Below are 22,611 nucleotides of genomic sequence, written 5' to 3' on the forward strand. Positions count from 1 at the left end.
CAACGCTTGATGACATGTCGAGGCGAGCGGCGCCGAGGACAGGCCTGCAGGAGGTCCTACGCCATGGATGGCGTAGGTAGCGTCCAGGGATGGGTTCATAGCGCCTCCGGAAGGCCTGCCTCGGCTGACGCGTGCAAGATATCGCCGGGCTGAAGGCCGATGGGCGGTCAATGAAAGGGGCGGCATGTTATGCTGCCCTTTTTCGCGTTCTGGCACGGAAAACCACATGAAGTATCAGGACTTGCGCGATTTCATCGCGGCGCTGGAGGATCGTGGCGAGCTCCAGCGAATCACGGCGGAGGTCGATCCTTACCTGGAGATCACCGAGATCTGTGATCGTACGCTGCGCGCGGGCGGACCGGCGCTGTTGTTCGAGAACGTCAAGGGCCACGCGATGCCGCTGCTGGGCAACCTGTTCGGGACGCCGGAGCGTGTCGCGCTGGGCATGGGGCAGGACTCGATAGCCGCGTTGCGCGAGGTCGGCGAACTACTGGCGTTTCTCAAGGAGCCGGAGCCGCCCAAAGGCTTCCGCGATGCCTGGGAAAAGCTGCCGATCTTCAAGCAGGTGATGAGCATGGGGCCCAAGACGCTGCGCAAGGCGCCATGCCAGGAAGTGATCCGCGAAGGCGACGATGTCGATCTCGATCAACTGCCGATTCAGCATTGCTGGCCGGGCGATGTGGCGCCGCTGGTGACCTGGTCGCTGGTGGTGACCAAGGGGCCCCATAAGGAGCGCCAGAATCTGGGCATCTATCGCCAGCAAAAATTGGGCAAGAACCGCCTGATCATGCGCTGGCTGTCGCATCGCGGCGGAGCGCTGGACTTTCAGGAATGGCAGCAAGCCCACCCGGGCGAGCCGTTCCCGGTGGCGGTGGCGCTGGGGGCTGACCCGGCGACCATTCTCGGCGCAGTGACGCCGGTGCCGGACAGTCTTTCCGAATACGCCTTCGCCGGTTTGCTGCGCGGCTCGCGCACCGAACTGGTCAAGTGCGGGCATGCCGATCTCGAGGTGCCGGCATCCAGCGAAATCGTTCTCGAGGGCTACCTCTACCCCGATGACACGGCGCCGGAAGGCCCTTATGGCGACCACACCGGCTACTATAACGAGGTCGAAACCTTCCCGGTCTTCACCGTGGAGCGGATCACCCATCGCCGCGATCCGATCTATCATTCCACCTATACGGGGCGCCCGCCGGACGAGCCCGCCATCCTGGGCCTGGCGCTCAACGAAGTATTCGTGCCGATCCTGCGCAAGCAGTTTCCTGAGATCGTCGATTTCTACCTGCCGCCGGAAGGTTGTTCCTACCGCATGGCGGTGGTAACCATGAAAAAACAGTATCCAGGTCACGCCAAGCGCGTGATGATGGGCGTCTGGAGCTTCTTGCGCCAGTTCATGTACACCAAGTTCGTGATCGTGCTCGATAATGATGTCGACGCGCGCAACTGGGAAGACGTGATCTGGGCAATCACCACGCGCATGGACCCGGCGCGCGATACGGTCATGGTCGAGAACACGCCGATCGACTATCTCGACTTCGCCTCGCCGGTAGCGGGCCTGGGCTCGAAGATGGGGTTCGATGCCACCACCAAATGGGCAGGCGAAACCGACCGCGAGTGGGGCACGCCCATCGTCATGGACGATGCCGTCAAGCGGCGTGTCGACGCGCGCTGGGAGGAATACGGCATCGCTACGCCGCCACCGGCCCCCCGCCATTCGCCCGCGAGCGACGAACGAGGACACGATGACGCCTAAGACCCTGACCTGCCATGTTGAATCGGTCGAGGACCTGACGACCGACGTATTCCGCGTTCATCTGGCGGGGCGCCGCGAGGCCATCGCGCATGCTCCCGGGCAGTATCTGGAACTCAAGCTCGACGACGAGACCTGGGTGCCGTTCTCCATCGCCAACGCGCATGTCGATGACGGCATCATCGAATTGCACGTCCAGCATTGGCCGGAACGCAGCAACTCGGCACGCCTGCGCGAGATTCTCGTGCATGCCGCCCAGTTGACGGTGCGCCTGCCCAATGGCGGCTGCGTGTTGGATACTCACAGCCGGCGGCCGCTGACACTGATCGCGGCGGGCACTGGTTTCGCCCAGATGAAGGCCATCGTCGAGGCCGCGCTGGCCAATGGTCACCCCGGGCCGATTCGGCTTTGGTGGGCGGCCAAGTCCCCACGCGATCTGTATCTGGAAAGCTTGGCGTTGCACTGGGCTGCTCAGCACGCGCACATAGAGGTGCACACCGTGGCCGAGGAGAATGCCACCGTGTCGAGCATGCCGCCCGGCGTGACACGTCACGTCGGACGTATCGATGCGGTCCTCGCCGAGGCGCTGGGTGATGTTTCCGGTGACGATGTCTACCTCTCAGGGTCGCCGGGCATGGTCTACGCCTGTATTGACACGCTGGTGCCACTGGGGCTTGATCCTGAGCGGGTCTTCTCGGATGTCTTTGCCTATGCGCCGCGCGTGCCGTTGATTCCGCTGCCGGACGAGACCGCGCCGCTGTCGCCCGGCGAGCGCCGCGCGGAGGACGACGCATGAGCCAATCACCGATTCTCGTCACCGGGGGCGCTCAGCGTCTGGGCCGCCATTGCGTCGAGCGCCTGCTCGACGATGGCCAGCCGGTGATCATGAGCTACCGTCGCGAGCGCGAGTCCCTGGAGGCATTGCGTCGGCGCGGGGCGGTGACCCTGGCAGCGGACTTCTCCAGCGAGGCGGGCATTCACGATTTCATCGCGCGCCTCAAGGCGCAGACCTCGTCGCTGCGCGCCATCGTCCATAATGCCAGCGACTGGGCGCCGGATAGCCTCGATGACGATGCCGGCGCCAATTTCGAGCGTCTGTTTCGCGTGCACATGCAGGCTCCGTATCTGATCAACCTGCATGCCCGCGAGCTGCTCGATGCCTGCCGGGAACCGCAGCGTGACATCATCCACATGACCGATTACGTCACTCAGAAAGGCTCGCGCAAGCACGCCGCCTACGCGGCGACCAAGGCGGGGTTGGACAACCTGACCCTGTCGTTCGCCGCGATGTATGCGCCAAGCATCCAGGTCAACGCCATTGCGCCGGCCTTGATCATGCTCAATGACGGCGATGACGAAGCCTATGTCGAGAAGGCCAAGGCCAAATCATTGATGGCCAAAGTGCCGGGGCCGGGTGTCATTTATCAGACACTACGCTACCTACTCGACAACGATTTCGTGACGGGCGCGATATTGCCTGTCGATGGTGGCCGCCACCTGCGATGAGCGATGGCTCTCCCGCGGGCTTGCCAAATGGCGACAGCCGTGTAGGATGAAGGTATGTTTTGGAGTCAACCCATGTCGATAGCACCCATCACCGCAAGCATGCATTCTCTGCCGATTCAGGCGGCGGAAGATGTCGTGTGCGCGTTGTTCGGGTTTAGCTATGGGTATTGGTTTAGCCCCGGCGTGCCCGGCGGTAGGGTCACATGACCTGATACGCCACGAGGCACGCCCTACCCCGGGTTGCCTCCAGCGTCTTAGAACCCCTGGTCGGCAACCCGACCGGGGGTTTTTGCGTTTAATCCACTCCTTTTTTGATGAATGACACGGGAGCAGAACATGTTCGAGATCGGCAGCGCATGGCAGAGCACGCAGGCACTATATTATTGGCGATTTAGCGACGTCCGGTCGGTCTTAGCTGCCACCTCCGACCGTGAAACGCTGGGTGGCGTCCACCAACGAACACGAAGTTCCGCTGTCCGCGCGTGACGGACAGCCCAGACAAGAGACTCGACATGAACGCACCCTTGACGATGCCCCAACGCCCCGACGTCGCCACGGCGCCTTCGCATCAGCCTTTGCCCACGCCGGGTGACCTCAAGCAGCGCCTGCCGCTGGGGGACGCCTTGGAGGAGCAGATCGAACGCCAGCGTGGCGAGATCCAGGCCATTCTCGATGGCCGCGACGACCGCCTGCTGGTGGTGGTGGGACCTTGCTCGATCCATGACCCGCGTGCGGCGCTGGAATACGCCGAAAAGCTCAGTGAACTTGCCACGCGCCTTGACGACCGTCTGCTGATGGTCATGCGTGTCTATGTCGAAAAGCCGCGCACTATCGTGGGCTGGAAGGGCCTCGCCTATGACCCGCATCTGGATGGCAGCGACGACATGGCATATGGCCTGGAGGTCTCGCGGCGCTTGATGCGCGACATCGCTGCCCTGGGCATGCCCGTGGCCACCGAATTGCTGCAACCGATGGCCGCGCCGTACCTGGAAGATCTGCTCAGCTGGGTGGCCATCGGCGCGCGCACCACCGAGTCGCAGGTCCATCGTGAGTTGGCCAGTGGCCTGCGCGCCGCGGTAGGTTTCAAGAACGGTACCGACGGCAGCGTCGATGTCGCCGTTGCCGCGATGCAGTCTGCTGCGCATCCGCACCGTCATTTCACCCTCGACGATGCGGGGCGTCCGGCGATGCGCGAGACCGACGGCAATCCGCATACCCACGTGGTGCTGCGTGGTGGACATGGCAAGCCCAACTACGATGCGGACTCGGTGCGTGCCTGTCGCCGCGAGCTACACAACGCGGGTATCACGCCGCGCCTGATGGTCGACTGTAGCCATGCCAATTCACGCAAGGACCACCGCCGCCAGACCGAGGTCATGCTCGATGTACTCGAGCAGCGCCTGGCCGGTGATCGCGATCTGGTCGGCGTGATGTTGGAAAGTCACCTGCAAGAAGGCAAGCAGTCGCTGCAACCGGGAGCCATGCGTTATGGCGTTTCCGTCACCGATGCCTGTCTGGGCTGGGAAACGACCGAGCACTTGCTTGCATTGGCCGCCGAGCGATTGCGCAACTCACGCGCTTGAAGAAGGCTTCATTCCTCTGTCATATCGTCTCTCTAGGGTAAGGCACATATAACATGTGCCGACGATCCTGTCGGTCGACCGCCGTGAGGAGAGACCATGAGCAAGGAAATCGAGAATCACAGCAATCTGAACCCTAGCAATAACGAGCCGTTCTCATCCGTTATGGAGCGTCATGTCTCGCGACGCGACATCATGCGCGGCGGCCTGAGTCTGGCCGCCTTGGGCATGTTGGGCGGTATCGGCGGCCTCAATATGGCCAGGGCACAGGAAAGCGGCGGCCAGAAGACGTCGCTGGCGCTGGCATTCGATTCGCTGCGCGGCTCGCGTACCGATGCGGTGGTGGTGCCCGAGGGCTACACCGCTCAGGTGTTGGTGCCTTGGGGTACGCCGCTCGATGATCAGGGAATGGCCTGGAATCCTGAGCAAGAAATGACTGCCGAGGCGCAGGCACACAGCGTGGGGATGCATCATGATGGCATGCATGCCTTCCCACTGGGCGAGGATAATGCCTCGCGCGATTTCTTGCTGGCCCTCAACAACGAGTATATCGATCAGCAGGCGCTCTGGGCGCCGCGTGGCGGGCCGACGAATGCCGATGCAGGCCAGCGTCCTGCCGACGAGGTGCGTACCGAGATCAACGCACATGGCGTCACCATCGTGCGGGTACGCAAGCAGAGCGATGGTAGCTGGTCGCATGTGCCTGGCGATGTCCACAATCGTCGCTTCACCAGTGCCACGCCGATGGCGTTGTCGGGCCCCGTGGCCGGCAGCGATTACGTCAAAACCCGCTACTCCCCGGACGGCACGCGCACGCGAGGCACTAACAACAACTGCGCCCATGGTTTTACGCCTTGGGGCACCTACCTGACCTGCGAAGAGAACTGGCCGGAGGTCTTCGTCAATACCGGTGAGCTTCATGTCGATGATGCTCGTCTGGGGTTGCCCACCGAGCGGGGACGCTATGGCTGGGAAACCGCCGCCGGCAATGCGAGCGAGCGTGGCGGTGAATTCGCGCGTTTCGATGTCACGCCGCGTGGGAATGGACCGCGAGATGATTACCGCAACGAGACGCGGACTTTCGGTTATGTCGTGGAAATCGATCCCTACGATGGCCAATCCCAGGCAGTCAAGCGTACCGCCATGGGGCGCTTTCGCCACGAAGGCTGCTGGCCCGGTAAACTCGTGGCGGGCGAGCCGGTCGTTTTCTACTCCGGGCACGACGCGCGCAATGAATACATCTACAAGTTCGTTTCCGATGCCAAGTGGGACCCGGCGGATGCCAATCGTCCCGGTGAAGGTTACGATCGTCTTGCCATTGGCGCCAAGTACATGGATCAGGGCACCCTTTATGTCGCACGCTTCGACGCTGATGGCCGTGGTGAGTGGTTGCCTTTGACGGCGGGTGCGAAAACGCCTGAGGGCCGCACTTTGGCCGATGCACTGGGACTTGATGCCGACGATCAGGCCGGAGTGATCGTGCATACCTGTAGCGCTGCTGACCTGATGGGCGCAACACCGATGGATCGCCCGGAATGGGGGACCGTCGACCCGGTCTCCGGCGAGGTCTACATGACGTTGACCAACAACTCCGATCGTACGGCGGAGAATACGCAGCCGACGTACACCAATGATGGCGACTCCATTGATGCGGTGCGGGCTGGATACGCCACGGCCCCCACCGATGCCGCCAATCCACGTCCCCGCAATGAGGGGGGACAGGTGATCCGCTGGCGTGAGTCGGCGCATTCGCCCACTGCCTTCGATTGGGAGATTTTCGTCTTTGGCGCCGCCGCAGACGACACGGTCAACCTCTCTGGGCTTACCGAAGCGAATCAGTTCGCCAGCCCCGATGGCTTGTGGTACGACGAGCGCGGCGATGGCCAGGGCATTCTTTGGATTCAGACCGATAACGGTTATGCCGGGGTGGCAGAGCACACCAACAACCAGGTGCTGGCCGTGGTGCCATCGTCGGTGAAGCGGGGCAATAACGACGCCTCGGTGATCAGCGCCGATGATCAGACCCAACTCAAGCGGTTTGCAGTGGGCCCCAACGGCTGCGAGGTGACGGGAATCTTTGCTACGCCCGACAAGACGGCGCTGTTCATCAACATCCAGCATCCCGGCAATTGGCCGGCGAATGCCGATGCCGCGACTCAGGATGCCACACAAGCCACTAATGGCAGCGTGCGTCCGCGGGCGGCCACGGTGGTGATCCAGAAAGTCGATGGTGGTCAGGTCGGGGTGTAACTGAAGGCTGGAAGCTGACAGCAAAAACCGCCTCCGTCGCGTGAGCTGGCGACGGAGGCGGTTCGGTTTAGGCTGCCTTCGAGCTTCGAGCTTCGAGCTTCGAGCTTCGAGCTTCGAGCTTCGAGCTTCGAGCTTCGAGCTCAGGGCTTGGCGGCGTAGGCGTAGAGCAGGGTTTCCTGAGTGCTGATCGGTTCGGCATCGCCGGCCTCGAGGAGGCGGTAGCGACCATCGGTCATTAGCTCCCAGCTTTGGCAGTTGTCCACCATGTAGGTCGCCAGGTCCTTGCGCACGCGTTGGGCGAGTTTCTTGTCGAGCAGCGGGAAGCAGGTTTCCACGCGACGGAACATGTTGCGCTCCATGAAATCCGCGCTGGAGCACCAGGTTTCAGGCTTGCCGCCGTTATGGAAGTGGAACACACGGGTGTGCTCCAGGAAACGACCGATGATCGAACGCACCCGGATATTGTGGGAGATACCCTCGACCCCGGGGCGCAGACAGCACATGCCGCGAATGATCAGGTCGCACTGTACGCCGGCGCGCGAAGCGCGATACAACGCGCGGATCAGTTGTGGCTCGGTGAGCGAGTTGCACTTGATGATCAACTGCGCCTTGTGACCCTTTTCGGCATGGCGTGCCTCGCGGTCGATCATCGACACCAGGCGGTCGTGCAGTACGAATGGCGCATGCAGTAGCGTATCGATCTGACGTGGCTTGCCCATTCCCGAGAGCTGCTGAAAGACCTTATGAACGTCTTCGCAAAGCGTCTCGTTGGCGGTGAGCAGGCTGTAGTCGGTATACAGTTTGGCGGTCTTGGAGTGGTAATTGCCGGTGCCCAGGTGCGCGTAGTAGCGCAACGTACCGCGCTCACGGCGGACCACGTGGAGCATCTTGGCATGGGTCTTGTAGGCCATGACGCCGTAGATGACGATGGCGCCGGCTTCCTGTAGGCGCGATGCCAGCGCCAGGTTGTCGGCCTCGTCGAAACGCGCCCGCAGTTCGATGACCACGGTGACTTCCTTGCCGTTGCGCGCGGCATCGACCAGGGCGCTGACGATGGGCGAATCGGCGCCGGTTCGGTACAGGGTCTGCTTGATCGCCAATACGTCCGGGTCCTGGGCGGCCTCGTGGAGCCAGTCCTCAATCAGCGAAAACGACTGAAAGGGGTGGTGCAGCAGAATGTCGTTCTGGGCGATCTGTGAGAACAGGCTGACGTCGCCCTTGACCTGACGTGGTAGTCCTGGCGTGAAGGTGCGATAAAGCAGGTCGGGACGGTCGACGTCGCTGAGTACCGACATCATCCGCGTCAGGTTGACCGGGCCGGATACACGGTAGAGATCCTCCGCTTCGAGCTCGAACTGGGTGAGCAGGAAGTGTGCCAGTCGGTCAGGGCAATTATCGGCTACCTCGAGGCGTACGCCGCTGCCGTAGCGCCGTGCCAGCAGCTCACCGCGCAAGGCCGAAGCTAGGTCCGAGACGTCCTCGGGGTCGACGGCCAGATCGGCGTTGCGGGTCAGGCGGAACTGATAGCAGCCGCGCACCTGCATGCCGGGAAACACTTCCTGAGCGTGGGCGTGGATCATCGATGACAGGAAGACGTATTCGGTATAGCCGGCCTCGCTCAGCTCGCGTGGCAGGCGCATCAAACGTGGCAGCGAGCGCGGCGCGGGGAGGATGGCCAGCCCCCCTTTGCGACCGAAAGCATCGGTGCCTTCGAGCTCGACGATGAAATTCAAGCTCTTGTTGACCAGACGCGGAAAGGGGTGTGAGGGGTCGAGGCCGATGGGGCTTATTACCGGCATGATCTCTTCGGCGAAATACTCGCGCACCCAATCGGCCTGTGCCTTTGTCCACTGCGTACGGCGCCGGAAGCGCAGCCCCTGTTCCTCGAGCGCGGGGATCAGTGTCTCGTTGAGAATGTGGTACTGACGTTCGACCTGCTCGTGGGCGATGCGTGATATCTCGGCAAGCACTTGGCGTGGCGGCATGCCATCGGCGCCGCTTTCCTCGCGGGCCAGGGCGATCTGATGCTTGAGGCCGGCCACGCGAATCTCGAAGAACTCGTCCAGGTTGGAGGAGAAGATCAGCAGAAATGTCAGCCGATTGAGCAGTGGATGCGAGGGATCCAGGGACTGCTCGAGTACGCGGATATTGAACTGCAGGTGCGAGAGCTCACGGTTGAAGTAAAGCCCTGGGTCATCGAGGTCGGCTTCCGGAAACGGTGCGGGCTTTGCGTGAATGCCCGTACGCGTGCGGTTGACGCGAAGCGTTGGCGTTTCACCGGTCTCTTGGGACGTTGAGTTGTCGCTACCGAGGGGAACATCGGAAGAGCGCGTACCGTCCATCATGAGCTCCCTGTCGTCGCTGGTGATCAACCGCTGACTCGAAAGTATGACACTCCTACGTGACAGGAGTGTGACAGTAGCGGCCAAGCATTTTCAGTATATACATGAAACAGGGCTCGCCATGCGCCCGCCAGTGGTAAGGGCGGGCGCGTGAAGATTAGCCTTCTGCCGTGTCTGTGTCTGTGTCTGTGTCTCGTCGGTGACGTGGCACCAGGCGGCCGAAGATAATGCCGATCTCGAACAGTAGCCACATGGGAATGGCAAGTAGGCTCTGGGAGACTACATCAGGGGGCGTCATCATCATGCCGACCACGAAGCAGCCGACGATCACGTAGGGGCGCTTCTTGCCCAAGCTTTCGACGCTGGTCGCGCCGGTCCAGATCAGCAGAAAGGTGGCGATGGGAATCTCGAAGGCCGCGCCGAAGGCGAAGAAAAGCTTGAGAACGAAATTGAGATATTGATTGATGTCGGTCATCACCGTGACGTTCTCCGGTCCCGTGTGGACGAAGAAGTCGAACAGTAGGGGAAAGACCACGAAATAGGCGAACGCCACGCCGCCATAGAAGAGCAGGATGCTTGAGGCGAGCAGGGGGAACGCCAGGGCCTTCTCGTGCCGATAGAGCCCCGGCGCGATGAACGCCCAGGCCTGGTAGAGCACGAAGGGCACGGCAATGAAAAAGGCCGTAAACAACGTCAGCTTGAAGGGCGCCAGGAATGGCGAGGCCACTTCGGTGGCGATCATCTGCGAGCCCGCAGGCAAAAGCGCCATCAACGGCTCGGCGACGAAGCTGTAGATGTCATTGGAGAAGGCGTAAAGCGCGGCGAAGATGATCACGATCAACGCCACTGCCTTGACCAGCCGCGAGCGCAGCTCGACCAAGTGTTCAATCAGTGGCGTCTGAGCGTGCTCCTCCGGTTCGTGTGGCGATGTATCGCTCATGGGGTGTTGGAATCCTTGGCGGACGAGGCGTCGGATGTTTCCGGGGTAACGTCGGGGGCCGACGCCGATGCGTCATCATCCGGTCCAGGCGCCGCCGGGGGGCGGCGCGGCCCGGTGTGATGTGTGTCGGTATCGGCGTGGCGTTCGACCCCATCGCGGACCTTGTGCAGACCGGCGTCGAGCTTGCGTTGCTGCTCGTTGAGCTTCTGGCGCAGTTCCTCTGCCTCCAATTGCGCGTTGATCTCGCGCTGCATGCCGGACACCGTGCGCTTTATTTTGCCTATCCACAGACCGACGGTGCGCGCCGCTGCGGGCAAGCGCTCCGGCCCCAGCACCAACAGGGCCACGACACCGATGAGCATCAGCTCGAGAAAGCCCATATCGAACATGGCGGGTTACTTCCGCTCTGAGTTTTCGTCGGCCTTGGACGATTGCGAGGCGTTCGATTGGGTGTCGAGCGTTTCTTCGTTGGCGTCATGCGCGACGCGCTGCTGCGTCGTGTCCTCGTCGTCGTGCGTTTTTTTCTGTTCCTCTTCGCCGACCGCGCTCTTGAATCCCTTCACGGCGCCGCCGAGATCGCTGCCCATGTTGCGCAGCTTCTTGGTGCCGAAGACCAAGATGACGATGCCGAGAACGATCAGCAGTTGCCAGATACTGATTCCACCTAACATGGAAGATCTCCTTCATGCTCGGGCATGGCCGAGCCGATTAGGGTGATTGGCGTGATGCTTTCTCTTCCAGGCCGGACATTCCGAAACGCCGGGCCAGCTCATCCAGCACCGCCTGATGGTCGATGTCCAGATGCGAGAGCATCACCAAGCTATGAAACCACAGGTCGGCGGTTTCGGCGACCAATGCTTGACGCGTTTTATCGTCACCGTGTTCGGCGTCCTTGGCGGCAAGCAGGGTTTCGGTCGCCTCCTCGCCGACCTTCTCCAGGATCTTGTTGAGGCCCTGGGCATGGAGCTTGGCAACGTATGAGCTGTCGGGGTCGGCATGGCGGCGTGTGGCCAGGACATCCGATAGCTGGGAAAGCGTATCACTCATGATGTTACGGTCCCGAGACAAAAAGGTGGTGGGTGGATGATAGCAGCAACATTGCGCGCTGATAGGGGGATCAACGCCAGGCAATCAATAGCAGACCGAGCGCGGCAGCGGCGAGCACCGGCCAGGGCTGGTTATGCGCCCACTCCCAGAGAGGCTGCCAAGCCAAGGCGATGGCGACCAATATCGCCCCGAAGCGTAGCCGACGCGCGCGTGCGCCAGCCCCGCGCAGGCGTCGTCTGAGGGCGTTGAGTGCTTCGGTCTGCTGGCGATGTTGGCGATGGTTGTTTTCGCTCCGGGCCAATGCCTGATGCGCCAGCACTGGCAGCTCGGGTAGTTGGCGCGAGAGTTCGGGTGCGTGCTTGGTCAAAGCGTCCCAGAAGCCGCGTGGCCCGGCGCGCTCCTTCATCCACTGTTCCAGGTAGGGCTTGGCGGTGCTCCACAAGTCCAGGTCCGGGTAGAGCTGGCGGCCGAGCCCTTCGATGTTGAGTAGCGTTTTCTGCAACAGCACCAACTGGGGTTGGACTTCCATGTTGAAGCGCCGTGCGGTCTGGAACAGCCCCAACAGCACCTGACCGAAGGAAATGTCCTTGAGTGGCTTCTCGAGGATCGGTTCGCAGACCGCGCGAATGGCGGCGGCGAACTCGTTGGCGCGGGTATCCTCGCCGACCCAGCCCGATTCGATATGCAGCACGGCGACTTCGTAGTAGTCCTGGCGGAAGAAGGCGAGCAGGTTGCGGGCCAGGTAATCCTGGTCCTCGCGGGTCAGACTGCCGACGATACCGCAGTCGATGGCGATATATTGCGGATCCTGTGGGTTATCGGCGGACACGAAGATATTGCCGGGGTGCATGTCGGCATGGAAGAAATTATCGCGAAACACTTGGGTGAAAAAAATCTCCACACCGCGTTCGGCGAGTCGGCGCAAGTCGATGCCGGCCGCTTCCAAAGCATCCATGTCGGCCACCGGAATGCCGTGGATGCGCTCCTGGACCATCACTTGCTTGCGTGTCAGCGACCAATGGATGGCCGGCACGTAAAGCAGCGGCGAATCGCGGAAGTTGCGCTTGAGCTGCGAGGTGTTGGCGGCTTCCTTGTGAAGGTCCAGCTCATCGAACAGCGTGGCCTCGTAGTCGGCAACGACCTCGACGGGGCGTAGCCGCTTGGCTTCGGGCACACGTTTGAGCAGGCGCGCGAAGGTATACAGCAGGCCAATGTCCTTGCGCATCACGCCATCGATATTGGGGCGGATGATCTTGACCACGACGTCTTCGCCGCTGTGCAGGCGTGCGCCATGGACTTGGGCGATGGAGGCTGAAGCGAGCGGCTCGCGGGTGAAGTCGGCGAAGGCGACATCGATATCCATGCCGAGTTCTTCTTCCACCAGCGCGCGGGCTTGTTCGCCGGGGAATGGCGGCACCTGGTCCTGGAGGCGCCGGAGTTCGTCGGCGATGTCCGGCGGTAGCAGGTCTCGGCGGGTGGAAAGCATCTGGCCGAACTTGACGAAGATCGGCCCGAGGGCTTCGAGCGCCAGGCGCAGACGCTTGCCCCGAGTATGTGGGCCGGTGGGCAGAAGACGTAGCGGCGAGAGCTTCATCGATAGCCGCAGTACGCCGGGAAGGCGGTCTGCGGGGATCAGGGCGTCGAGTCGGAAACGCGCGATTACCCAGACGATGCGAAACAGCCGCAAACTCACGACGCGTGCTCCTCCTGTCGGCGACGCTCGATCTCGCGGACTAGCCGGTCCAGGCGCGCTTCGAGCCGATCGGTAGCCAGGCCCAACTGCGTCAGGTGCTCGCGGGCAATCTCCCACTGGGTGCGGCTGGGCAGCAGCCGCGCTTCCTCGGTCAGGTATTCATGCACATCGCGTTGCAATTCGCCGCGCGTGCGCAGACCGAAGCGGTTCAGGCGTCGCAGGCCTTGCGAGAGGCTGTGAGCAGGCATGTCGCCCAGCCAGTGCGCCAGTTCGGCTTCCCAATCGATCTCGAGATCACTGAGCAACTGACTGGCGCGTTCCAGTACATGGGTGCGACCGCGCACCGACAGCCGTCCGGCAAACATCAGCGCCTCGACACGTTCGCCACCCAGCAGTGCACCCAAGGTCTCGGCGTCCAGTTCGACGACCACGTCGCTATCGGCCTCATCGGGGTCGTGCTGGGAGAGGAGAGTAATGCCGTGGGTGTCGAAATGCACCAGCACCGCGAGTGCCGGACGCTCCAGGCGTAGCGATACGCGTTGTCCGGCAAGCTGCGCCAATCGAGAGGGCGAGGCGGGATCGTGCTTGAGAAGCCCGTTGATCAGTGTTTCCGCACTGGCCAACAGGGTAGTGAACATCACCGGCATGACGGCCTCATAGTTTGATGCCACGATGCAGGGCGACGACGCCCCCGGTCATGTTGGTGTACTCGACACGTTCGAGCCCGGCGTCTGCCATCATCGCCTTGAGGGTTTCCTGATCGGGATGCATGCGGATCGATTCAGCCAGATAGCGATAGCTCTCGCCGTCCTGGGCGACCCATTCACCCATGCGCGGCAAGACGCGGAAGGAGTATTCGTCGTAGAGGCGCGACAGTGCCGCACTCGCCGGTTTGGAAAATTCCAGCACCAGCAGACGACCGCCGGGCTTGAGCACGCGCGCCATGGAACGCAGTGCGGCATCCTTGTCGGTGACGTTGCGTAGACCGAAGGCGATGGTGATGCAGTCGAAACTGTTGTCGGCGAAGGGCAGCGTTTCGGCATTGGCCTGCACGTATTCGACATTATCGCCGACACCGTTGTCGAGCAACTTGTCGCGGCCCACACGCAGCATCGAGGCGTTGATATCGGCGAGGACCACGCGACCGCGGGGACCGACCAGGCGCGAGAATTTGAGTGCCAGGTCACCTGTGCCGCCGGCGATGTCGAGCACATGATGGCCAGGGCGGACACCGGCGCGCTCGAGGGTCAGGCGTTTCCAGAGGCGATGCACGCCGAACGACATGAGATCGTTCATGACATCATAGCGGGCGGCGACCGAATGGAAGACTTGCGCCACCCGGTCGGCTTTCTCCTCGACCGGAACTTCCTGATAACCGAAGTGGGTCGTGCGCTTGTCCATGACCTTTCCTTGGGCAGGCGTGGAGTGCCCGCGCGATGCGTGGAAGTGGGGCTGCATTGTAACGTCACCCCCGGCGTTTGTCGCCACGCCGGGGCGTCTTATAACTCCTTGATGCTGATGGTGGAAGGCTCGCGCGAGGCACCGGCCTCCTCGAGGCGGCGTAGGTAATCGGCCCACCATTGCTCTTGATGACGGGCCATTTCATAGAGGTAGTCCCAACTGTATAGGCCGCTGTCGTGGCCGTCATCGAAATGCAGCTTGAGGGCATAACGCCCGGCCTGGGTGATGTTCTTGAGGCCGACATCCTTCTTGCCAACCTGCAGGACAGCGGTATCCGGGCCGTGGCCGCGAACCTCGGCGGAGGGCGAGAACACCCGTAATAGCTCCGCCGGTAGGCGGTAGTGCTCGCCGTCGGCATAGCCCAGTTCGAGCTCGCGGGCCTGCTGATGGTAATGGATACGTGTGGGAACGGGAGAGGACATAGGATCACCTTCGGTGAGACGTAAGAGGGAAGAAGGAAGAAAGAAGACAAGCTAGACGCTTTTCTTCTCCCTTGAAGGCGCGAAGCGCCGTTCTTCCTTCTTCCAGCGGCGTAGCCGCGTCTTACAAGATATACCGCGACAGGTCTTCGTCGGTGGCTAGTTCACCGAGTTGCTCGTCGACATAGGCGGCATCGATGGTCAGCGGGCTTGCCATGTCGCCACCCTGGAAAGATGGCTCCTCGAGCAGGCGTTCCATCACCGTGTGCAGCCGCCGGGCGCCGATGTTCTCGGTGCCTTCGTTGACCTGCCAGGCGATCTCGGCGATGCGCGTGATGCCTTCGTCGGTGAAGTTCACTTCCAGGCCATCGGTGGCCAGCAGCGCCTGGTATTGTCGGGTCAGTGCGGCGGACGGCTCGGTGAGGATGCGCTTGAAGTCATCCGGCGTCAGCGCTTGCAGCTCGACGCGGATCGGCAGACGCCCTTGCAGCTCGGGGATCAGATCCGATGGCTTGGAGAGGTGGAACGCCCCCGAGGCGATGAACAGGATATGGTCAGTGTTGACCATGCCGTGCTTGGTGGACACCGTCGACCCCTCGATCAGTGGCAGCAGGTCGCGCTGTACGCCTTCGCGGGAGACATCGCCGCCACTGCCCGATTCACCGCGCTTGGCGACCTTGTCGATCTCGTCGAGGAAGACGATGCCGTTCTGCTCCACTGCCTCGATGGCGCGGTTCTTGATCTGTTCCTCGTTGACCAGCTTGGCGGCTTCCTCGTCGTGTAGCAGGCGCCGGGCTTCCTCGACGGTCACGCGGCGCGATTCCGACTTCTGCTTGCCCATGTTGGAAAACATGCTTTGCAGCTGGCTGGTCATTTCTTCCATGCCCGGCGGCGCGGAGATATCGAAGTTGCCACCCTGAGGCGTGACCTCGATGTCGATCTCCTTGTCGTCGAGCTGGCCTTCGCGCAGCTTCTTGCGGAAGGTCTGGCGCGTTGAGGAATCATCGCGGGCATGGTCGTACTCGCTGCCGCGCGGCCGCGGCAGAAGCGCATCGAGAATGCGCTCCTCGGTGGCGTCTTCGGCCTTGTGGGCGACTTCTTCCTTGGCCTGCTCGCGGACCATTTTCATGGCCATCTCGACCAGATCGCGGACGATCGACTCGACGTCACGGCCCACGTAGCCCACCTCGGTGAACTTGGTTGCCTCGATCTTGATGAACGGCGCCCCGGCCAGCTTGGCCAGACGACGGGCGATCTCAGTCTTGCCGACCCCCGTGGGGCCAATCATCAGGATGTTCTTGGGTACCACCTCGCCGCGCAGGCTGTCGTCGAGCTGCATGCGGCGCCAGCGGTTGCGCAGGGCGATGGCCACCGAGCGCTTGGCTTCCTGCTGGCCGATGATGTACTGATCCAGTGCGTGGACGATCTCGCGGGGAGTCATCTGTGTCATGACGGAGCCCTATGCTGCCCGGGAGCGGTGAGCGTGGCTCACAGCTCCTCGAGGGTAATGTTTTGATTGGTGAAGACGCAGATATCGCCGGCGATTTCGAGCGACTTCTCGGTGATGGCGCGGGCATCGAGCTCGGTATTCTCGAGCAGGGCGCGCGCGGAGGCCTGGGCGTAGTGGCCGCCGGAACCGATGGCGATGATGCCGCGTTCGGGTTCGACGACATCGCCGTTACCGGTGAGAATCAACGAGGCGTTCTTGTCGGCCACGGCGAGCATCGCTTCCAGGCGGCGCAGGGCGCGGTCGGTGCGCCATTCCTTGGAAAGCTCGACGGCGGCCTTGACCAGATGCCCCTGGTATTTATCCAGTTGGGCCTCGAAGCGCTCGAACAGCGTGAAGGCGTCGGCCGTGCCGCCGGCGAAACCGGCCAGCACCTTGCCGTGGTGAATGCGACGTACCTTGCTGGCGTTGCCTTTCATCACCGTGTTGCCGAGCGAGACCTGACCGTCGCCGGCGAGGGCGACATGCTCGCCGCGACGTACGGATACGATCGTGGTCATGGATGGGAACTCCTTGTGGGGGTGTCGGACACCCGATGACTTGATGGCCGAGGCGCCCGTGGCCCCCAGGCGATAAAACGGTGGCGACGAATGCCATGATGCTCACGGTAATGCGGGCGGCATGCGGGGAAATCAAGCCGCCCGAGCCCCCTTCAGTTCTGCAGTTTGATCAGCAAAGGCTCGATGCCTTGCGTGACCATCAAGTCCTGGGCGCGCGTCAACTCATTCGTATCTTGGTAAGGGCCGACCTGCACACGGTGCCAGATTTCGTCGCTGGCGGTCTGGACCTTGGTGATCTTGGCGATCAGGCCGAGGTCTTGTAAACGGCTAGCCAGACGCTTGGCATCGGCGGCGTTGCGAAACGAGGCCGCCTGTAGCATGTACTTGAGGCCATCGGCGGAGGGGTCGGCGACCACTTCGTCGGCGCGTTGCTCGCTTGAGTCTGCCGCACCCTCGTCGCTGCTCTGGGGCGCCGCCGTGGTGTTATCCACCTTGGGCGCGATGACTTCCGATTCCGGCAGCAGGGTATAGAACTCGAAGGTCGGCATGCGCGACTCGGGAGCGTCTGATGCAGCCTGGCTGGCAGCGCCGTTGGAGGCACCCTTGCTGCCGTCGGCATCGTTGCCGGACGAGGCACTACTGGAGGGTTTGGGCACGACCGTAGCGACCGGCGAAGGGGCCGTCTGCTGGAAATACTGAGCGAGCACGAAGCCGGCGATCAAGCCGACCACCCCCCATAGCCAACCCGGCAAGCCCGCGCGCGAAGACTTGGCCTGGCGCCTGCGGCTGGTGGCCCCGCGTGATGCGGCGCGGGCATTGCTTTTTCCTTGCTGGGCGGGGCGACGAGCCATACTTACATCTCCTCGGGTGCGCTGACGCCCATCAGGTCGAGGCCGTTGCGCAACACTTGGCGCGTGGCCAAGCCCAGTGCCAGCCGGGCATTGCGCAATTCATCGTCGTCGACCATGACCTTGACCGCGTTGTAGCAGGTGTGGAAATCGGAGGCCAGGTCCATCAGGTACTGGGCGACCTGTTGTGGCTCGCGGGTGCGAGCGGCCCGCTCGACGACCTCCGGATAGCGTGCCAAGCGATTCATCAGGTCCTTTTCCTGCTCGGCATCGAGCCGGCTCAGGTGCTGCATGCTCAGTGCATGATCGAAGGCCTTTTCATCGGCTTCGGCACGACGCACCATGCTGCACACGCGCGCATGAGCGTACTGGATGTAGTAGACCGGATTGTCGTTGGACTGCGAGCGGGCCAGGTCGATATCGAAGGTCAGCTGTGAATCGGCACGCCGCGCGGCGAGGAAGAAACGCGTGGCATCGCGTCCGACCTCATCGATGAGGTCGCGCAGCGTCACGTAGCTGCCGGCGCGCTTGGAGAGCTTGACCTCGACCCCCGAACGCGTGACCAGCACCATCTGGTGCAACACGTAGTCCGGCCAACCCTGAGGTATGCCGGTCTCCAGCGCCTGGAGGCCGGCGCGCACGCGAGTGACCGTGGAGTGATGATCGGCCCCCTGCTCGTTGATCACGGTGGTGAAGCCGCGCTGCCATTTGTCGAAGTGATAGGCGACGTCCGGCAGAAAATAGGTGTAGCCGCCGTCCTTCTTGCGCATCACGCGGTCCTTGTCGTCACCGAAGTCGGTGGTGCGCAGCCAGATGGCGTCATCCTCTTCATAGGTATGGCCACCGTCGACGAGTGCTTTCACTGTGGCGTCGACCTTGCCGTCGTTGTATAGCGATGACTCCAGGAAATAGACGTCGAATGCGACACCGAACGCCTTGAGGTCGAGATCCTGCTCGCGACGCAGGTAGGCGACGGCGAAGTCCTGGATGGCATCGAGGTTCTCGGCATCCCCTTTGCCGGTGACTTCACGATCATCCGCGGTAATCGTCTCGCCGGCTAGATATGCCTTGGCGACATCGGCGATATAGTCGCCGCGGTAGCCGTTCTCGGGCCACTCGGCGGCCTCCGGCGTGAGGCCTTTCACACGGGCCTGCACCGAGCGGGCGAGGTTGTGGATCTGGGCGCCGGCGTCGTTGTAGTAGAACTCGCGAGTGACATCGAAGCCGGTGGCTTCCAGCAGCCGGCACAGGCAGTCGCCGATAGCGGCGCCACGCCCATGGCCGACGTGCAGCGGCCCGGTGGGATTGGCGGAAACGAATTCCACCTGCACTTTCTGGCCCTGACCGCTCAGGCTGCGTCCGTAGGTATCGCCGGCGTCGAGAATGCTGGGCACGACCTGGGCCACGGCGTCGGTGGCGGCGAAGAAGTTGATGAAGCCGGGACCGGCGATGTCGACCTGGCGCAGAGCGGCGCTTTCCGGCAGCGCCGCGACCAGCGCCTCGGCCAGCTCGCGTGGCTTGCGTCCGGCCGGCTTGGCCAGGGTTAGCGCGAGGTTGCTGGCGTAGTCGCCGTGGGCCTTGTCCTTGGTAGGCTCGACCTTGATGTCCAACGGGGTATCTTGGGGAAGAATGCCTTGCTGCTTGAGCTGCGTACCGGCCGCGTCGAGCAGTTCGATGATCGTCTCTTTCATGAAATTCCGATGTCCTGTGTCTGGCGCGCGACAGGCCGGCGAGCGCCAGGCTACGAAGTGCGCTAAGAGCGTTAGATCGCCTATTATCGGCGATTGGCCGACGCCTTTAAACCCAGCGATGCCATGAGTCTTTCTAGGTTGCTCGTGACGGCGGGTGCGCGGGCAGGGCGCCTCGTGGTAGCGCTCATGTCAATGTCTGGGGGTCGATGTCCAGAGAGGCGCGTACACGTCGGCTATCGGGGTGACTCTCCAGCCATTGCACGAGCCAGGCGCATGCGCGGTGCAAGGCACTGCGCCGTGTGTCGGAGAGCATCAACTGCATGTGGTAGCGGTTCTGGCGCCGCTCCATGGGCGCTGGTACCGGCCCCAAGCAGATGACCGAGGCGTCCTCGGCGCCAAGCCATTCGCGCAATGCCTCGGCGGCAGCGGTGGCGAATTCGGCAACGTGTTCCTCGCGCGCAGCTTCGAAGCGAGCCAGTGCCAGATGCCGATAGGGCGGCAGACCGGCCAGGCGCCGTTCTTCCAACAGGTGGCCGGCCAGCGCTTCATAGCCGCTGTCGGCAAGCAGGCGCAGGTTGGGGTCGTCGGGATGCAGAGTCTGGACCAGCACGCGGCCCGGATGCTCGGCGCGGCCAGCACGACCGGCGACTTGTACCAACAACTGGGCGCTGTGCTCGAGGGCTCTGAAATCGCTGGCGTAGAGCCCGGCATCAGCGTTGACCACGACCACTAGCGTGACATGGGGCAGATGGTGGCCCTTGGCGAGCATCTGGGTGCCGACCAGCAGGCTGGGCTCGCCGCGTCGAATCTCGCGCAGAATCTCCTCGAAGGCTTGCTTGCGCCGGGTGCTGTCGCGGTCGATGCGATGCACGGGCGTCTCGGGGAATAATGCAGCCAGCGTTTCCTCGGTGCGCTCAGTGCCGCTACCCAGTGGGCGCAGGTCGCCGCTGTCGCATTCCGGGCAGGCATCGGGAAGCGGACGGTGGAAGTCGCAATGATGGCAGACCAGCTCCTGGGGCTGGCGATGCAGCGTCATGCGAGCATCGCAATGCGGGCATTCGGCTAGCCAGCCACAGGCGTGACACGCCAGAGTGGGGGCGAAGCCGCGTCGGTTGATGAAGACCAGCACCTGATTACCCGCGTTCAAGGTCTGCCGAATCGCTTCGATGGCGGGGGCGATTAAACCGCCCTGGCGGTGACGCCCACGGAGATCGGTCAACTCCAGGCGTGCCGGGGCGTGCCGATTGGCACGTTGGGTCAGGCGCAGATGACGGTAACGGCCGCTGCGTGCCTGGGCGAGGGTCTCTAGAGCTGGCGTGGCGCTGCCCAGCACGATCGGAATTTTCTCGCGGTGGGCGCGAGCAATGGCCAGGTCGCGGGCGTGGTAACGCAGGCTTTCCTGCTGCTTGAAGGAGCCGTCGTGTTCTTCGTCGATGACGATCACCCCGGCGGCGGCCAGGGGGGTAAAGACCGCCGAGCGCGTTCCGATGACGATCGGTGCCCGGCCAGTGCGCGCGGCGTCCCAGGCATCCAGGCGTTCGAGGTCGGTGAGTCCTGAATGCAGGGCCACCACCGGGACCCGAAAACGTTGCCGGAAGCGGGACAGCGTTTGTGGTGTCAGGCCGATCTCCGGTACCAGCACCAGCGCCTGGCGGCCCCGCGCGAGTACCGCTTCGATGAGTTGCAGATAGACCTCGGTCTTGCCGCTACCGGTGACGCCGTGCAATAAGCATGGATGGTAGCGCTCGAGGCCCTCGTGAATCTCGGCGAGGACGCCTGCCTGTTCGCGGGTTAGTGGCAATGAGGGTTCGGCGAGCCGCGAGCCGGGATCTTCCTCGGTGGCCGTCAGTCGCTCTTCGTGGCACTCGACGAGATGCTTGGCCTGTAGGCCTTCGAGCTGCGCGCGGGTGAAGCCTTGCGCGGTGATCGCGCGCGTCATCAAGCCACGGGGATGCTGGCGCAGCATCGCCAGCAGTTCGGCCTGGCGAGGCGCGCGTTCGAGCGGGCCGGTATCGCCGTCGCGCGCTATCCAGCGTTCCTGGTAGCGCGCCTGTAAGGGCCGCCCCTGGCGCAAGGCGACGGGCAGTGCCTGGGCGATGGTGTCACCCAGTGGATGCTGGTAGTAGCGCGCGGTAAAGCGACACAGCCACCACCAGTCGTCGGGCAAGGGGGCATCGTCGAGACACGCCAGCACGGACTTGAGCTGCGCGTCCGGGACGTCGCTGCGCTCGGGACATTCGACCACTACGCCGATGAGTTGGCGGCGTCCGAACGGCACCTTGACGCGAAGCCCTGGGCGCCAGCCACAAGCGGGAGCCTCGCGACAAGGGCGATAGTCGAAGAGGCGTCGCAAGGGCGTGGGCAGGGCGACCCTGAGTAGGCGCGGCATATGATTGGTGCTCGACAAAAGTCCTCCGAAAAGGCGGTGACACATGGCGTTGCAGGCGCCACGCGTCTTTTCAGCGATATCACGGCACTGCTATAATGCGCGGCCCTTCGGCTGTGGGCCAAGGCGAGTATCGTCGGGGTCGCATGCCGAATCAATCGGTTGCATCTTTATCAACCCGTGTGCGGTGCCTGGCATCGACCAGGTGGCGGCGCACCATAGCGTGAGGCAGCAAAATGAAACAAGCGATCCATCCCGAATACAAGAAGGTCACCGCCACGTGCTCCTGCGGCGCGACCTTCGCACTGGGCTCCACGGCCAAAGACGACTTCTATCTGGATGTCTGCTCGCAGTGCCACCCGTTCTATACCGGCAAGCAGAAGCAGGCGACTACTGGTGGTCGTGTCGAACGCTTCAACAAGCGTTTCGGTGCAGCGCTCAAGCGCAACTAAACCAAGCAAGAAGCGATACGTCGGTGACGCGCCGGCATTCGAGAAACCCGCTCCGGCGGGTTTTTTTATTTTTGGAAGTCGAAAACGCCGCCCCGATAAGGTTTGTTTTATGCCTGGTTCATCAGGCATAAGTTTCAACAAATGGCTGTTAATTGCTTCAAAAGGTCGCTTAAAAGCCTTTACTGTCGCGAACTTGGCGTAAGTTGTTTGGCGGATTTTTTTTCTATATTCTGGAAGTC

Annotated in this window: 20 protein-coding genes; 6 read left to right on the forward strand and 14 right to left on the reverse strand. The window is 62.6% G+C overall.

Translation table 11 applies throughout. The annotated features are described in order from the left end of the window. Positions 1-226: 226 nt before the first annotated feature. The 5 genes from ubiD (at position 227) to RVY79_RS14905 (ending at position 7,086) form a co-directional block, all read left to right on the forward strand. On the forward strand, positions 227-1,753 hold the full coding sequence (gene ubiD / locus RVY79_RS14885) for a 4-hydroxy-3-polyprenylbenzoate decarboxylase (RefSeq protein WP_317465178.1): 1,527 nt from the start codon (positions 227-229) through the stop codon (positions 1,751-1,753). Next, positions 1,743-2,546, forward strand: coding sequence for an NAD(P)H-flavin reductase (locus RVY79_RS14890; protein WP_317465179.1), 804 nt, complete (start codon positions 1,743-1,745; stop codon positions 2,544-2,546). Before ubiD ends, RVY79_RS14890 begins: the two co-directional genes overlap by 11 nt. Next, positions 2,543-3,256: a dihydromonapterin reductase gene (gene folM, locus RVY79_RS14895; protein ID WP_317465181.1), complete on the forward strand. Its 714-nt coding sequence runs from the start codon at positions 2,543-2,545 to the stop codon at positions 3,254-3,256. Before RVY79_RS14890 ends, folM begins: the two co-directional genes overlap by 4 nt. A gap of 512 nt (positions 3,257-3,768) precedes the next feature. Then, positions 3,769-4,839 carry a 3-deoxy-7-phosphoheptulonate synthase gene (locus RVY79_RS14900; protein ID WP_317465182.1) on the forward strand — a complete coding sequence of 357 codons (1,071 nt, stop codon included), beginning with the start codon at positions 3,769-3,771 and terminating at the stop codon, positions 4,837-4,839. A gap of 96 nt (positions 4,840-4,935) precedes the next feature. Continuing rightward, complete coding sequence (locus RVY79_RS14905; RefSeq protein WP_317465183.1) at positions 4,936-7,086, forward strand: PhoX family phosphatase; 2,151 nt, start codon at positions 4,936-4,938, stop codon at positions 7,084-7,086. Between the two features lie 140 nt (positions 7,087-7,226). Here RVY79_RS14905 and ppk1 read toward each other — a convergent pair whose 3' ends face one another. From ppk1 to RVY79_RS14975, 14 genes are all read right to left on the reverse strand, one after another. Further along, positions 7,227-9,428, reverse strand: a complete 2,202-nt coding sequence (gene ppk1, locus RVY79_RS14910) for a polyphosphate kinase 1 (RefSeq protein ID WP_317465212.1) — start codon at positions 9,426-9,428, stop codon at positions 7,227-7,229. A 157-nt stretch (positions 9,429-9,585) separates the two neighbouring features. Then, on the reverse strand, positions 9,586-10,368 hold the full coding sequence (gene tatC / locus RVY79_RS14915) for a twin-arginine translocase subunit TatC (protein WP_317465184.1): 783 nt from the start codon (positions 10,366-10,368) through the stop codon (positions 9,586-9,588). After that, entirely contained in the window at positions 10,365-10,757 is a 393-nt protein-coding gene (tatB, locus tag RVY79_RS14920) for a Sec-independent protein translocase protein TatB (protein ID WP_317465185.1), read from the reverse strand. The genes tatC and tatB overlap by 4 nt, the downstream gene beginning before the upstream one ends. Positions 10,758-10,763: 6 nt before the next feature. Continuing rightward, a complete protein-coding gene (gene tatA / locus RVY79_RS14925) occupies positions 10,764-11,039 on the reverse strand; it encodes a Sec-independent protein translocase subunit TatA (protein WP_317465186.1) in 276 nt (91 codons plus the stop codon). Between the two features lie 37 nt (positions 11,040-11,076). Further along, positions 11,077-11,415 carry a phosphoribosyl-ATP diphosphatase gene (locus RVY79_RS14930; protein ID WP_317465187.1) on the reverse strand — a complete coding sequence of 113 codons (339 nt, stop codon included), beginning with the start codon at positions 11,413-11,415 and terminating at the stop codon, positions 11,077-11,079. A 70-nt stretch (positions 11,416-11,485) separates the two neighbouring features. Further along, entirely contained in the window at positions 11,486-13,108 is a 1,623-nt protein-coding gene (gene ubiB, locus RVY79_RS14935; protein WP_317465188.1) for a ubiquinone biosynthesis regulatory protein kinase UbiB, read from the reverse strand. Continuing rightward, the gene (locus RVY79_RS14940; protein ID WP_317465189.1) at positions 13,105-13,755 is read right to left on the reverse strand and encodes an SCP2 domain-containing protein; all 651 of its coding nucleotides are present in this window, start codon (positions 13,753-13,755) and stop codon (positions 13,105-13,107) included. Before RVY79_RS14940 ends, ubiB begins: the two co-directional genes overlap by 4 nt. 7 nt (positions 13,756-13,762) lie before the next feature. Next, positions 13,763-14,509: a bifunctional demethylmenaquinone methyltransferase/2-methoxy-6-polyprenyl-1,4-benzoquinol methylase UbiE gene (ubiE, locus tag RVY79_RS14945; RefSeq protein ID WP_317465190.1), complete on the reverse strand. Its 747-nt coding sequence runs from the start codon at positions 14,507-14,509 to the stop codon at positions 13,763-13,765. 98 nt (positions 14,510-14,607) lie between these two features. Beyond that, positions 14,608-14,991, reverse strand: coding sequence for a DUF971 domain-containing protein (locus RVY79_RS14950; RefSeq protein WP_317465191.1), 384 nt, complete (start codon positions 14,989-14,991; stop codon positions 14,608-14,610). 121 nt (positions 14,992-15,112) lie between these two features. Next, positions 15,113-16,438 carry an ATP-dependent protease ATPase subunit HslU gene (hslU, locus tag RVY79_RS14955; protein ID WP_317465192.1) on the reverse strand — a complete coding sequence of 442 codons (1,326 nt, stop codon included), beginning with the start codon at positions 16,436-16,438 and terminating at the stop codon, positions 15,113-15,115. Between the two features lie 38 nt (positions 16,439-16,476). Continuing rightward, positions 16,477-16,995, reverse strand: coding sequence for an ATP-dependent protease subunit HslV (hslV, locus tag RVY79_RS14960; protein WP_040239597.1), 519 nt, complete (start codon positions 16,993-16,995; stop codon positions 16,477-16,479). Between the two features lie 152 nt (positions 16,996-17,147). Further along, positions 17,148-17,846 carry an SPOR domain-containing protein gene (locus tag RVY79_RS14965; protein WP_317465193.1) on the reverse strand — a complete coding sequence of 233 codons (699 nt, stop codon included), beginning with the start codon at positions 17,844-17,846 and terminating at the stop codon, positions 17,148-17,150. 2 nt (positions 17,847-17,848) lie between these two features. Continuing rightward, complete coding sequence (gene argS, locus RVY79_RS14970) at positions 17,849-19,534, reverse strand: arginine--tRNA ligase (protein WP_317465194.1); 1,686 nt, start codon at positions 19,532-19,534, stop codon at positions 17,849-17,851. Positions 19,535-19,718: 184 nt separating this feature from the next. Further along, positions 19,719-21,923, reverse strand: a complete 2,205-nt coding sequence (locus RVY79_RS14975) for a primosomal protein N' (RefSeq protein ID WP_317465213.1) — start codon at positions 21,921-21,923, stop codon at positions 19,719-19,721. Positions 21,924-22,156: 233 nt separating this feature from the next. On the opposite strand from RVY79_RS14975, the gene rpmE reads away from it, so the two are divergent. After that, positions 22,157-22,372, forward strand: a complete 216-nt coding sequence (gene rpmE / locus RVY79_RS14980) for a 50S ribosomal protein L31 (protein WP_317465195.1) — start codon at positions 22,157-22,159, stop codon at positions 22,370-22,372. The last annotated feature ends 239 nt before the right edge of the window (positions 22,373-22,611 follow it).

Source organism: Chromohalobacter sp. HP20-39 (assembly GCF_033052815.1).
Classification (GTDB): Bacteria; Pseudomonadota; Gammaproteobacteria; order Pseudomonadales; family Halomonadaceae; genus Chromohalobacter.

What these genes read in the sequence shown, in the direction of transcription:
- ubiD (WP_317465178.1), top strand. Translation starts at nt 227, where the DNA reads ATGAAGTATCAGGACTTGCGCGATTTCATCGCGGCGCTGGAGGATCGT.
- RVY79_RS14890 (WP_317465179.1), top strand. Translation starts at nt 1,743, where the DNA reads ATGACGCCTAAGACCCTGACCTGCCATGTTGAATCGGTCGAGGACCTG.
- folM (WP_317465181.1), top strand. Translation starts at nt 2,543, where the DNA reads ATGAGCCAATCACCGATTCTCGTCACCGGGGGCGCTCAGCGTCTGGGC.
- RVY79_RS14900 (WP_317465182.1), top strand. Translation starts at nt 3,769, where the DNA reads ATGAACGCACCCTTGACGATGCCCCAACGCCCCGACGTCGCCACGGCG.
- RVY79_RS14905 (WP_317465183.1), top strand. Translation starts at nt 4,936, where the DNA reads ATGAGCAAGGAAATCGAGAATCACAGCAATCTGAACCCTAGCAATAAC.
- ppk1 (WP_317465212.1), bottom strand. Translation starts at nt 9,428, where the DNA reads ATGGACGGTACGCGCTCTTCCGATGTTCCCCTCGGTAGCGACAACTCA.
- tatC (WP_317465184.1), bottom strand. Translation starts at nt 10,368, where the DNA reads ATGAGCGATACATCGCCACACGAACCGGAGGAGCACGCTCAGACGCCA.
- tatB (WP_317465185.1), bottom strand. Translation starts at nt 10,757, where the DNA reads ATGTTCGATATGGGCTTTCTCGAGCTGATGCTCATCGGTGTCGTGGCC.
- tatA (WP_317465186.1), bottom strand. Translation starts at nt 11,039, where the DNA reads ATGTTAGGTGGAATCAGTATCTGGCAACTGCTGATCGTTCTCGGCATC.
- RVY79_RS14930 (WP_317465187.1), bottom strand. Translation starts at nt 11,415, where the DNA reads ATGAGTGATACGCTTTCCCAGCTATCGGATGTCCTGGCCACACGCCGC.
- RVY79_RS14940 (WP_317465189.1), bottom strand. Translation starts at nt 13,755, where the DNA reads ATGCCGGTGATGTTCACTACCCTGTTGGCCAGTGCGGAAACACTGATC.
- ubiE (WP_317465190.1), bottom strand. Translation starts at nt 14,509, where the DNA reads ATGGACAAGCGCACGACCCACTTCGGTTATCAGGAAGTTCCGGTCGAG.
- RVY79_RS14950 (WP_317465191.1), bottom strand. Translation starts at nt 14,991, where the DNA reads ATGTCCTCTCCCGTTCCCACACGTATCCATTACCATCAGCAGGCCCGC.
- hslU (WP_317465192.1), bottom strand. Translation starts at nt 16,438, where the DNA reads ATGACACAGATGACTCCCCGCGAGATCGTCCACGCACTGGATCAGTAC.
- hslV (WP_040239597.1), bottom strand. Translation starts at nt 16,995, where the DNA reads ATGACCACGATCGTATCCGTACGTCGCGGCGAGCATGTCGCCCTCGCC.
- RVY79_RS14965 (WP_317465193.1), bottom strand. Translation starts at nt 17,846, where the DNA reads ATGGCTCGTCGCCCCGCCCAGCAAGGAAAAAGCAATGCCCGCGCCGCA.
- argS (WP_317465194.1), bottom strand. Translation starts at nt 19,534, where the DNA reads ATGAAAGAGACGATCATCGAACTGCTCGACGCGGCCGGTACGCAGCTC.
- RVY79_RS14975 (WP_317465213.1), bottom strand. Translation starts at nt 21,923, where the DNA reads ATGCCGCGCCTACTCAGGGTCGCCCTGCCCACGCCCTTGCGACGCCTC.
- rpmE (WP_317465195.1), top strand. Translation starts at nt 22,157, where the DNA reads ATGAAACAAGCGATCCATCCCGAATACAAGAAGGTCACCGCCACGTGC.